This is a genomic window from Pleomorphomonas carboxyditropha, from assembly GCF_002770725.1.
Taxonomy (GTDB): domain Bacteria; phylum Pseudomonadota; class Alphaproteobacteria; order Rhizobiales; family Pleomorphomonadaceae; genus Pleomorphomonas; species Pleomorphomonas carboxyditropha.
Genome location: NZ_NQVN01000001.1, coordinates 303,719 through 314,873, shown reverse-complemented (window position 1 = coordinate 314,873; position 11,155 = coordinate 303,719). Strand labels below are relative to the sequence as shown.

Sequence of the window (11,155 nt, the reverse complement as noted above, 5' to 3'; positions counted from 1 at the left end):
GCTCCCGCAACCAAAGCCCTGCGTCGAGCGATCGCAGAAGGGGCACCGGCCGGCGGGGTTCGTCTCGATAATCCGGATGGCGCCTTATGGGGCAGCCGCCGGCGGAAAGGACGCGCAGGCCAGACCGGCTCCGACGACATCGGTTCCAGGCAAGGCAAAGCGTTATTTAGCCGCCGGCCATCCGCCTGTCCAGCGGCGGCCGCCGAACTGCGACGCCGCTATTTCCGCGCCGCATCGCCGCTTTCGTCGCGCCGGCGCTATCGGCTCTCCGGCGTCTCGCGCGCCGCCCAGGCGTCGATCTCCACCTTCAGGGCGGGCGCGGCCAGCGCCGACACGCAAAGCAGCGTCATGCAGGGACGGTGATCGCCGAGAAACGCGCCGAGCACCTGCCGCCGGCGGTCGGCGTCGATGTCGCCGGCCAGATAGATCGTCAGCTTGACGAGGTCGGCGATCCGCATGCCGGCCGCTTCGAGGTTGCGGCGGATATTGGCGAGCGCCACCTCGAATTGCTCCGCCGGATCGGCCGGCGCCGTGCCGTCGGGCCGCAGCCCGATCTGTCCGGACAGCGCCAGCCAGCGGGCATTCGCCGGCACTTCGACCTGGTGGCTATAGGCGGCGACCGGCGCATGCACGCCGGCCGGATTGCGAAACTGCATCACTGCCTTTCCGAACTTCACTCGAGCTCGGGCGCCGTTCCGTCGGCATCATCCTCGGGTGCGCCCTTCAGGATGGAGTCGGCGATGACGCCGGCATTCTGGCGGATGGCCGCCTCGATCTCGTTGGCGAGCGCCTCGTTCTCGCGCAGGAACTGCTTGGCGTTCTCGCGGCCCTGCCCGAGGCGCTGGCTGTTGTAGGAGAACCAGGCGCCGGACTTCTCGACGATGCCGGCCTTGACGCCGAGGTCGATCAGCTCGCCCACCTTGGACACGCCCTCGCCGTAGAGAATGTCGAACTCGACCTCGCGGAACGGCGGCGCCAGCTTGTTCTTGACCACCTTGACGCGGGTCTGGTTGCCGACGATCTCCTCGCGGTTCTTCAGCGCGCCGATGCGGCGGATATCGAGACGCACCGAGGAATAGAACTTGAGGGCGTTGCCGCCGGTCGTCGTCTCCGGGCTGCCGAACATCACGCCGATCTTCATGCGGATCTGGTTGATGAAGACCACCATGGTCTTCGACTTGGAGACCGACGCGGTGAGCTTGCGGAGCGCCTGGCTCATCAGGCGGGCCTGCAGGCCCGGCAACTGGTCGCCCATCTCGCCCTCGAGCTCGGCGCGCGGCGTCAGCGCCGCCACCGAGTCGATCACCAGCACGTCGATGGCGCCGGAGCGCACCAGCGTGTCGGTGATCTCCAGCGCCTGCTCGCCGGCATCCGGCTGCGAAATCAGGAGGTCGTCGAGGTTGACGCCCAGCTTGCGGGCATAGACCGGATCGAGCGCGTGCTCGGCGTCGATGAAGGCGCAGACGCCGCCGCGCTTCTGCGCCTCGGCCACCGTATGCAGCGCCAGCGTCGTCTTGCCCGACGATTCGGGACCGTAGATCTCGACGATGCGGCCCTTCGGCAGACCGCCGATGCCGAGCGCGATGTCGAGCCCCAGCGAACCGGTCGGCACCGTCTCAACCTCCACCACCTGCCCCTTGCCGAGGCGCATGATGGACCCCTTGCCGAAGGCCCGTTCGATCTGCGACAGGGCGGCGTCGAGCGCCTTGGTCTTGTCCATGGAGGTTCCTTCCACGAGGCGAAGTGAATTCTGCGACACTGGCTTCGCTCCTTATTTCACGGCCGGTCAGGGATTTCAAATTCCCGGCCAATGTACATGATTTGTTCCTGTTGGCAAGCGGCATTTATGTCCTTGACAGAAAAAAGCAAGTCTGGTTTCGTTCCCGTCGTGTTCCGGTCAGGTCGAAACGCCGGAAAATGGGGAGAAAAGCGCTGGGCGCCGGGAATCGAAACAAGGCCTTCCGACCATTGCTGGTGGTCGGCGGCTGCCATCAGGACGTGCTCGGCCGGGCGGGCGTCGCCTACGAGCCGGCGACCTCCTGTCCGGGGATGGTGACGCGCCGCTCCGGCGGCGTGGCGCGCAACGTCGCGGTGCTGCTCGGACGGGCCGGGGCGCCCTGTCGCTTCGTGTCGGTGGTCGGCGACGACGCCGCCGGTCGCGACCTCATGGCCGAGCTCGTCGCGGCCGACATCGACACCACGGCGATGCTGGTGGACGGCGGCGGCCGGACCGGCACCTATCTCGCCATTCACGACGAGGCCGGCGAACTCGTCTCGGCCATTTCCGACCTCGGCCTCTACGACGGCTTCGTGCTGCCGGCGGCGGCGCTCGGCGGCGACAAGGACCGGCTGGTGTTTGCCGACGCCAATCTCGCCCCCGGCGAGCTCCGCCGGCTCGCCGACGCCCATGGCGACCGGCTGGTGCTGGACGCCATATCGAGAGCCAAGGCGCCGCGCCTCAAGCCGCTCGTCGCCTCCGGCGCGCTGTTCATCTGCAACCTGCCTTCGGCGGAACTCCTGGTCGGCCATCCGGTCGGCCGGCCGGCCGAGGCGGCCGAGCAGCTGGCGACGGCCGGCGCCCGGCGGGCGGTCGTCACCGGTGGCTCGAAACCCTTGGCCATCCTCGACGAGGGCCGCATCACCGAGCTGACGCCGCGGCCGACCGAGGTGATCGACGTCACCGGCGTCGGCGACGCCCAGACCGCCGGCCTACTACTGGCGCTGTCGGCGGGCGCTCCGCTGATCTTGGCCGTCGGTGTCGGCATGCTGGCCGCCCGCGCCGCACTCGCCACTGCCGGCGCCCTCGGCGAGCTGCCGGCCGGTGTGGTCGCGGCGGCCCTGGCGGCTGGCGAGACGGCGGAAGCCTAGCCGCGGCAGCCCCAGAGCAACGGGCTCCTCCTTGAAAGACAAGGGAGATTTCCATCTTCGGCGCCAAGGCGCGTCTTCCCTCTTTCGCAAACCGGTCGTCTCGTCGTATAGAGCATGGCTCGGAGATCCATCACTCGCCGCCGACGTCGCGTGCCCGCTCCGTGGCCCTGTCGTGCGGCCACAATCGGAGGCATGATGGCATCCCTGCCACTCGTCTATTCGCCCGAAGTCGAAGCCGCGATCGCCGCCGGCAAGCCGGTCGTCGCGCTCGAATCGACCATCGTCACCCATGGCATGCCCTACCCGGACAACGTCGAGACGGCGCGCGCCGTCGAGGCCGAGATCCGCGGCCGCGGCGCCGTGCCGGCCACCATCGCTGTGCTGGAGGGCAAGATCCGCGTCGGCCTCGACGCCGGCACGCTCGACCGGCTCGGCACCATGACCGGCGTCATGAAGCTGTCGCGCGCCGACCTCGCCTTCGCGCTGGCCACCGGCCGGCCGGGCTCGACCACCGTCGCCGCCACCATGATCTGCGCCCGCCTCGCCGGCATCGACGTGTTCGCCACCGGCGGCATCGGCGGCGTGCACCAGGGCGCCGAGGAGAGCTTCGACATCTCCGCCGACCTGGAGGAGCTCGGCCGCACCTCGGTGATCGTCGTCGCCGCCGGCGCCAAGGCCATCCTCGACCTGCCGAAGACACTGGAAGTGCTGGAGACCAAGGGCGTGCCGGTGGTCGGCTACGGCACCGACGAGTTCCCGGCCTTCTGGTCGCGCGGCTCGGGCCTGAAGGCCCCCCTGCGGCTCGATTCGGCGGCCGAGATCGCCGCCTTCCAGAAGGCACGTGAGACCATCGGCATCGACGGCGGCATGCTGGTCGCCAACCCGGTGCCGGAGACCGACGAGATCCCGGCCGTCCGCATGCAGGGCTTCATCGCCGCCTCGCTGGCCTCGGCCAGGGACGCCGGCATCTCCGCCAAGGAGGTGACGCCCTATCTGCTCGCCGACATGTTCGAGCGCACCGCCGGCTCGTCGCTCAAGACCAACATCGCGCTGGTCATGAACAACGCCCGCCTGGCCGCCGACATCGCCAAGGCGCTGAAGGGCTGAGATAGACACACGTCCGGGGCCGGCTCGCCGGCCCCGATACCTGCCGCCCGGGAAAAGGCGCCCGATATCCGCCTCTTGTCCCTTCCGGCCCGAGCCCCATGCCTTCGCGTAGGATGACGTACCCGGGGCAAATTCCCGGGCACGCTGACGCAATATTTCCGGTCTCGCATGTGCGGGATCATGCCATTTCAATGACTTGATGAACATTGCCGCCGCTTTCCAGGCGGAGTTTCTCAAGCTGGCCCGGGAATTTGCCCGTACGCGAACGTTCCTGTCCCGCCATCACCGCCGAGCGCATCGCTTCCCATGGATTGTCATCCTCGCGAAGGCGAGGACCTCAGGACGAGAAGGTGATGAGGGGGGGTATCAGGCGCCCCAGCGTTGCTGGAGCGCTATATCTGCGTTGAGCTTTGTTCTGCCTGAGGTCCTCGCCTGCGCGAGGATGACAGAATTATATATATGGGGGAACAAAGGGATAGGTCGGCACACTGGGACCCCAGGCAAATTCCCTGGTACGCTATTTCTCAAGCTTGCCAGGGAATTTGCCCGGGTACGCGAACGTTCCCGTCACGCCGTCACCGCCCAGCGCGTCGCTTCCCATGGATTGTCATCCTCGCGAAGGCGAGGACCTCGGGACGAGAAGGCGAGGAGGGGCGTATCGGGCGCCTTGCGTTGCTGGAGCGCTATATCCGCGTTGAGCTTTGTCCTGCCTGAGGTCCTCGCCTGCGCGAGGATGACAGCTTTATATATGGGGAACAAAGGGATAGGTCGGCGCACTGGTGCCCGGGGCAAATTCCCGGGCACGCAGGGTGACGCTTATATATATGTTTTAATTATATAATTTTTCCATCAACCTTGCTCGCCGGCCCCGCCTACTCGGCCAGCGTTTCCTTCACCGTCGTCGCCAGCTGCTTCAGCGAGAAGGGCTTGGGCAGGAAGTTGAACTGCTCGTTTTCCGGCAGGTTCTTCTTGAAGGCGTCCTCGGCATAGCCCGACACGAAGATGATCTTGAGGTCGGGCTGCGTCTTGCGCAGTTCCCTCAGCAGCGTCGGCCCGTCCATCTCCGGCATCACCACGTCGGACACCACCAGGTCGATGTTGCCGCCCACTTCGGCCATCACCTCCAGCGCCTCGGTGCCGGTCGAAGCCTCGTGAACGGTATAGCCGCGCGAGATCAGCGCCCGGGCGGCGAAGGCGCGCACCGCCTCCTCGTCCTCTACCAGCAGGATCGACGCGTTGCCCGTGAGGTCGGCGATCGGCGTCGCCTCGACGTTCTTCTTCGGCACTGCCTCGGCCGGCGCCTCGTGGCGCGGCAGGAAGATGTGGAAGGTGGTGCCGACCTCCACTTCCGACACCGGATAGATGTAGCCGCCGGTCTGCTTGATGATGCCGTAGACGGTGGAGAGGCCGAGACCGGTGCCCTTGCCCACTTCCTTTGTCGAGAAGAACGGGTCGAAGATCTTCTCCATGATCTCCGGCGTCATGCCCGAGCCATTGTCCTCCACCTCGAGGTGAACGTAATCGGCGGCCGGCATCCCCTTGAACGGATAGGAGGCGGCGCATTCGGCCGCCGTGACGTTGGAGGTGCGGATCTCCAGCTTGCCGGCCCTGGTCATGGCGTCGCGGGCGTTGACGGCGAGGTTGATGACCACCTGCTCGAATTGGTTGAGGTCGGCCATCACCGGCCAGACGTCGCGGCCGTTGACGACCTTGAGCTGCACCTTCTCGCCGAGCAGCCGGCTCAGCAGGTTGGAAAGCTCGGCCAGCACGTCGGAGAGCACCAGCACCTGCGGCCTCAACGTCTGGCGGCGCGAGAAGGCCAGGAGCTGCCGGACGAGGCCGGCGGCGCGGTTGGCGTTCTGCTTGATGTTCATGATGTCCTGGAAGGATGGGTCGGTCGGCCGGTGGTTGTTGAGCAGCAGGTCGGAGAAGCCGATGATGGCGGTCAGCACGTTGTTGAAGTCATGCGCCACGCCGCCGGCCAGTTGGCCGACCGCCTGCATCTTCTGCCCCTGGGCGAACTGTTCCTCCAGCGCCCGCTGCTCGGTGGTCTCCAGCGCGTAGACGATCGCCACCTCGCTGTCGCCTGCCCCTTCCTCGACGGTCGACACGTAGAAGCGGGCCGAGCGGTCGCCCTCGCCGGGCAGCGACACGTCGATGCCGGAGATATTGCCCTGCCCGCCGACGGCCGACTCGATCGCCTCGGAGATCGCCTTGCGGTCGCGCTCGGCGACCACGTCGGTGAGGCGGCCGCGCGGCGCCGAGGCGTCCGGTTTGATCGACGCCCCGAACAGGCGCATGAACGGCGCGTTGTTGCGGCCGATGCGGCCTTCCTTGTCGATCGAGGCGATGGCGACCGGCGTGTTGTTGAAGAAGCGCGTGAAGCGCACCTCGGCGGCGCGCAGCGATTCCGACACGTCCTCGCCGGGCGAGCGGTTCAGCACCAGCGTGCGGCTGTCGCCGACCGAGCCGTCGCTGCCCACCGGCACGCGGTGGATGATGCGGACCGGCAGGATCTGGCCGTTGCGCTTCATCATGTCGAGATCGACGATGCCGGTCTTCACCTCGCCGGAGGCGCCGCGGATGCCGTCGAGCAGCGCCACGCCGTCGCCGACCACGATCTCCTTCAACTGCATGGCGCCGGCCTCGAACTCGGCCAAGTCGTAGCCGAGCCAGTCGGTCAGCGTGGCGTTCATGTAGACAACGCGGCCGAGCGCGTTGGCCGACAGGAAGCCAGCCGGCGCGTGATCGAGGAAGTTCACCGCCCGCTGCAGCGCCTGGAAGCTGTTCTCCTGCTCGTCGCGGTCGCGGGTGATGTCGGCCACCTGCCAGACGTTGAGCGGCTGGGACAGGCCGTTGAGCGGCCGCACGCGGATGCGATACCAGCGGGCCGGGCCGTCGATGCGGCCGAGCGGATGGGCGACGCGCACCTCCTCGGTGGCCCGCCGCCCCTCGCGCGACGCCTGGGCCAGGCGGAAGATCACGTCGGCGGTATCCGGATCGCCCGAGAACACCCGCTCGACGGTGCGGACGTCGACGGCCGCCTCGGCGCGGATCAGCCGGCCGTAGGTGGCGTTGGCGTAGACGATGCGGCCGTCGCCGTCGGTGACGCAGACGCCGTCGGTCATGGTGTCGAGGAAGCGCTTGGCGAGCTGCACCTGGCCGTCGTTGCGCGAGGACAGGCGGACGAGGCCGATGGCGATGGCGAACAGCGAGAACACGCCGATCACCGCCAGGAGACCGAGCAGGCCGAGCACATAGGGCTCGGCCGCCGCCCGGTCGAGCACCGCGAACACGGCGGCGGCGGCCACCAGCGCCAGCGCCAGGGCGATCACCAGGCCGACGTTGCCGCCGCGCTCGGAGCGGTCGACGATCGGCGTTTCGACGGAAGGTGCCGACGGCTCGGTTTCGTTCATGCTGCTCTCGCCCTACCCCCGCCCGCCGGCGCCGCGTTGCGCAAGGTCCGCGCCGGCCGGGAATCGTCTGTTCAAGCCATGATCTTTAGCAATCGCCCGTGACGAGGCAAACGCCGACTTGCGCCTTTTCGCCGATCGGAGCGGATGATACCAGCTTTTGCGCCCCATCCGCGCGGCGATCGCCCTCCTTCACGACCGCCAGCTCGGCTTCTTCTTGAGATTCATCACGTAGCCCACCACCTGCGCCACCGCCTTGTAGTGCTGCTCGGGGATGGCTTCGTCGAGATCGACGCTGGCGTAGAGCGCACGGGCGAGCGGCGGATTTTCGACGATCGGCACGTCGGCCGTCTTCGCCATCTCGCGGATGCGCAGCGCCACCTCGTCGACGCCCTTGGCGACGCAGACCGGCGCCGGCGTCGTCTGGTCGTACTTGAGCGCCACCGCGTAGTGCGTCGGGTTGGTGACCACCACCGTCGCCTCCGGCACCTTCTGCATCATGCGCTGGCGCGCCCGCTGCATGCGCAGCGACCGGATGCGGCCCTTGATATGCGGATCGCCCTCGGTCTGCTTGTGCTCGTCCTTGACCTCCTGCAGCGACATGCGCTGGCGCTTCATGTAGCGGAAGCGCGCCCAGAAATAGTCGACGGCGGCGATGAAGAACATCAGCGCCAGCATGAAGCCGAGCATCCTGAGCGCCAGCGCCTTGGCCACCGGCAGCGTGCGCGCGATGTCGATGGTGACCAGCGCGTCGAGCCGGTCGCGCTCCGGCCACAGCACGGAGACCATCACCGTGCCGAGCATGGCGACCTTCAGGAGGCCCTTGATGAAATTGGCGAGACTCTCCGGCGAGAACATCCGCTTCAGGCCCGACAGCGGCGACACCTTGTCGAGCCGCGGCTCCAGCGACTTCCACGAGAATACCATGCGGTGCTGGGCGAGGTTGCCGGCGATGCCGCCGAGCGCCATCAGCACCAGCGGAAAGGCCAGCGCGATCAGGAATCCACCCACCAGGGTGAGATAGAGCCGGCGCAGGCCGCCGCCGTCGACGGCGATCTCGGCGGCATGTTCGATGAGACCGCGCAGCGGCGACAGCAGCGTGCCGGTCATGCCCGAGCCGGCAAGCCCGATGACGGCGGTCACGGCGACGAGCCCGAAGAAGGTGCTCACCTCCATGCTCTTGATGACGTCGCCCTGCTCGTGCGCCTGCTCGAGTTTTCGGTGGGTTGGTTCTTCCGTCTTGTCGCTGTCGTCGTCCGAACCGGCCATGGCTGCCTCAATTGGGAATGAGGCGCATCAGACCGGTCTCCAGGAAGGACCGGTAGAGGCCGAGGATGGTGACGACCAGCGACGCCAGGATGGCGAGGCCGATCATGATGGTGAGCGGCATCGCCAGGAAATACACCTGGAACTGCGGCATCAGCTTCTGCAGCACGCCGAGGCCGAGATTGTAGACCAGGGCGAACACCATGAACGGCGCGGCGATCTGCAACGCCGTCTTGAAGGATTCGGCGATGGTCAGAAGGGCGGCGTCCTTGAAGTCGCCGACCGGCACCATCTCGCCGGGCGGGAACATGGTGTAGCTGCCGGCGATGCCGGCGAGAGCCACGTGGTGCAGGTCGGTCATGAAGATGACGGTCACGCCGGTCACCGACAGGAAGGACGAGACGATGGCGCCCTGCTGGCCCATGGTAGGGTCGACGCTCTGGGCGAAGCCGAGGCCGATGTCGGAGGCGATGGCGGTGCCGGCCACCTGGATGACGCTCATCAGCAGGCGGGCGGTGAGGCCGATGGCGACGCCGATGATCACCTCGGCGACCAGCGCGAAGATCAGCCGGTTCGTGTCGTTGGCGAGCCCCGGCGGCAGCCGGTTCGACAGCACCGGGTAGAAGACGACGGTGAGCAGCAGGGCGAAGGTCAGGCGCAGGCGCGTCGAGATGGTCTGCTCGCCGATGCCGGGCATCAGCATGCAGAGGGCGCCGATGCGCGCGAACAGCAGCAGGAACAGCACCGTCACGTCGGGGAGGATGCGGATGATCATCCCCGGACGATCCATTCGCTGATCGTCACCATGAAGCTGCTGAGCGAGTCCGCCATGAACGGCAGCGTCAGCAGCAGCACGATGAAGATGGACAGGATCTTCGGAATGAAGGCCAGCGTCTGTTCCTGGATCTGCGTCAGCGCCTGGAACAGCGACACGACGAAGCCGACCGCGAGGCCGGTCAGCATCACCGGCGCCGCGATCTTGATGGTCACCCAGATGGCGGTCCGGGCCAGGTCGAGAACCTCAGCGCCACCCATTCCGTCCGCTCCGAGCCGGCGCCGGCGTCAGATCGCCATGCGCATGATTTCCTCATAGGCCGAGATCACCTTGTCGCGCACCGACACCATGGTATCGAGCGCCACCTCGGCCTCCGACACGGCGGTGACGACGTCGATGATGTCGCCCTTGCCGGCCATGTAGCTCGCCTGCTTGGCCTCCGAGGCGTTGCCCTGGTCGACCACCTCGCGCACCTGGTCGCGCAGCATGGCGCCGAAGTCCGGCGATTTCGCCCCGGCCGCCAGATCGGCCGCCGCGTCGGCAGCCTGCCCCGACTGGCCGCGATTCGCCAGCCTCGACATGGCGCCGTACACATTGCTGGCGTTGAGCGCGGTGGTGGTGAGCGCCATGATGGTGGTCCTTCTCGGAAAAGCGCTCAGCCGCGCAGGATGTCGATGGTCTTCTGGAGCATGCTGCGCGTCGACGAGACCACGTTGAGGTTGGCCTCGTAGGTGCGCTGGGCGCTCTGCATGTCGACCATCTCGACGAGCGGCGACACGTTGGGATACTTGACGTTGCCGCTGGCGTCGGCCGCCGGGCTGTTCGGCTCGTATTTCACCTCGAAGTCCGAACGGTCGGGCACCACCTTGCCGAGCCGCACCATTTCGGCCCCCAGTTCCTTGTCGAACTTGGAGGTCACCGTGGGAACCTGGCGGCGGTAGGGATCGCCGCCCGGCGTCGAGGCGACCGAGTCGGCGTTGGCGACGTTCTCGGCGATGATCCGCATGCGGCCGGTCTGCACCTTGAGGCCGGCGGAGGAGATCATCAGCGTCTTGAGAAAATCCATGGCCTCACCTCACTTCTTGCCGACGGCGGTCTTCAGAAGACCGAGGCTGCGCTGGTAGAGCGATGTCACCGTCTGAAAGTCCATCTGGTTGCTGGTGACCTTCATCATCTGGTCTTCGAGCGACACCGCGTTGCCGTCCGGCGTCACGTCGTAGCCGCCGACCTTCTCGGGACGGAACGGCGTGCCGTTGCCGATCGCCGGACCGGCGATGTGCATCGGGCTGGTCAGCACGGTCGACACGCCGGCATCGGCCTCGCCCTCCACCGCCACCCGAAAGAAATCCGGCGCCTTGATGTCGCGCGCGGTGTAGCCGGGCGTTTCGGCGTTGGCGACGTTCTCGGCCAGCACCTTCTGCCGCGTCTCGTGAAACCGCAGCTTGCCCTTGAGAGCCTGCAAAACCGGCAGATCGGTCATCGACATCGAAGAACTCACCGCAAACGGCGGCCGAGCCGGCCACCTGACACACCGCCTGGGGAGCGGCGCCCGCAAGGTCGCGATCCTTAACAAGGATTCGCAACCTGAAAAGCATGGGCAATATTTGCCGACCGCGTGGTTAATGAATGGTTAACAATCTTTTGTTCCGCACGCGGAGAGACTTGAAAAACGCCTGATTTGGCTGATAGCTGGGGAAAAGTGTCGAATGGGCTTATGGTTGCGCCC

At 66.9% G+C, this 11,155-nt stretch carries 12 protein-coding genes; 2 read left to right on the top strand and 10 right to left on the bottom strand.

Features of this window, described 5'->3' with window-relative positions; all coding sequences use genetic code 11:
• Nucleotides 1–257: 257 nt before the first annotated feature.
• Genes CJ014_RS01480 through CJ014_RS27725 form a run of 3 tightly spaced genes read right to left on the bottom strand, consistent with a single transcriptional unit; the run spans nucleotide 258 to nucleotide 1,992 of the window.
• Nucleotides 258–656 carry a RidA family protein gene (locus tag CJ014_RS01480; RefSeq protein WP_207765641.1) on the bottom strand — a complete coding sequence of 133 codons (399 nt, stop codon included), beginning with the start codon at nucleotides 654–656 and terminating at the stop codon, nucleotides 258–260.
• 17 nt (nucleotides 657–673) lie between these two features.
• Nucleotides 674–1,759, bottom strand: coding sequence for a recombinase RecA (gene recA / locus CJ014_RS01475; protein WP_100078744.1), 1,086 nt, complete (start codon nucleotides 1,757–1,759; stop codon nucleotides 674–676).
• Between the two features lie 17 nt (nucleotides 1,760–1,776).
• Entirely contained in the window at nucleotides 1,777–1,992 is a 216-nt protein-coding gene (locus CJ014_RS27725) for a hypothetical protein (protein WP_165790712.1), read from the bottom strand.
• Between CJ014_RS27725 and CJ014_RS01470 the strand changes: the two genes are divergently transcribed.
• Together CJ014_RS01470 and CJ014_RS01465 are read left to right on the top strand one after the other, a co-directional pair.
• Nucleotides 1,975–2,868, top strand: a complete 894-nt coding sequence (locus CJ014_RS01470; protein WP_165790711.1) for a PfkB family carbohydrate kinase — start codon at nucleotides 1,975–1,977, stop codon at nucleotides 2,866–2,868. The genes CJ014_RS27725 and CJ014_RS01470 overlap by 18 nt on opposite strands.
• 192 nt (nucleotides 2,869–3,060) lie before the next feature.
• Nucleotides 3,061–3,975 carry a pseudouridine-5'-phosphate glycosidase gene (locus tag CJ014_RS01465; RefSeq protein ID WP_100078742.1) on the top strand — a complete coding sequence of 305 codons (915 nt, stop codon included), beginning with the start codon at nucleotides 3,061–3,063 and terminating at the stop codon, nucleotides 3,973–3,975.
• Nucleotides 3,976–4,847: 872 nt separating this feature from the next.
• Here the strand turns inward: CJ014_RS01465 and cckA are convergent.
• The 7 genes from cckA to flgB form a co-directional block, all read right to left on the bottom strand.
• Nucleotides 4,848–7,391 (bottom strand): cell cycle histidine kinase CckA, encoded by a 2,544-nt coding sequence (gene cckA, locus CJ014_RS01460; protein WP_100078741.1) that lies wholly within the window; start codon nucleotides 7,389–7,391, stop codon nucleotides 4,848–4,850.
• Between the two features lie 189 nt (nucleotides 7,392–7,580).
• On the bottom strand, nucleotides 7,581–8,657 hold the full coding sequence (gene flhB, locus CJ014_RS01455; protein WP_100078740.1) for a flagellar biosynthesis protein FlhB: 1,077 nt from the start codon (nucleotides 8,655–8,657) through the stop codon (nucleotides 7,581–7,583).
• Between the two features lie 7 nt (nucleotides 8,658–8,664).
• Nucleotides 8,665–9,429, bottom strand: coding sequence for a flagellar biosynthetic protein FliR (fliR, locus tag CJ014_RS01450; RefSeq protein WP_165790710.1), 765 nt, complete (start codon nucleotides 9,427–9,429; stop codon nucleotides 8,665–8,667).
• Complete coding sequence (gene fliQ, locus CJ014_RS01445) at nucleotides 9,426–9,689, bottom strand: flagellar biosynthesis protein FliQ (RefSeq protein WP_100078738.1); 264 nt, start codon at nucleotides 9,687–9,689, stop codon at nucleotides 9,426–9,428. Before fliQ ends, fliR begins: the two co-directional genes overlap by 4 nt.
• 27 nt (nucleotides 9,690–9,716) lie before the next feature.
• Nucleotides 9,717–10,058 carry a flagellar hook-basal body complex protein FliE gene (fliE, locus tag CJ014_RS01440; RefSeq protein WP_100078737.1) on the bottom strand — a complete coding sequence of 114 codons (342 nt, stop codon included), beginning with the start codon at nucleotides 10,056–10,058 and terminating at the stop codon, nucleotides 9,717–9,719.
• Nucleotides 10,059–10,084: 26 nt separating this feature from the next.
• Nucleotides 10,085–10,495, bottom strand: coding sequence for a flagellar basal body rod protein FlgC (gene flgC, locus CJ014_RS01435; protein ID WP_100078736.1), 411 nt, complete (start codon nucleotides 10,493–10,495; stop codon nucleotides 10,085–10,087).
• Between the two features lie 9 nt (nucleotides 10,496–10,504).
• Entirely contained in the window at nucleotides 10,505–10,915 is a 411-nt protein-coding gene (gene flgB, locus CJ014_RS01430; protein ID WP_100078735.1) for a flagellar basal body rod protein FlgB, read from the bottom strand.
• Nucleotides 10,916–11,155 lie beyond the last annotated feature (240 nt).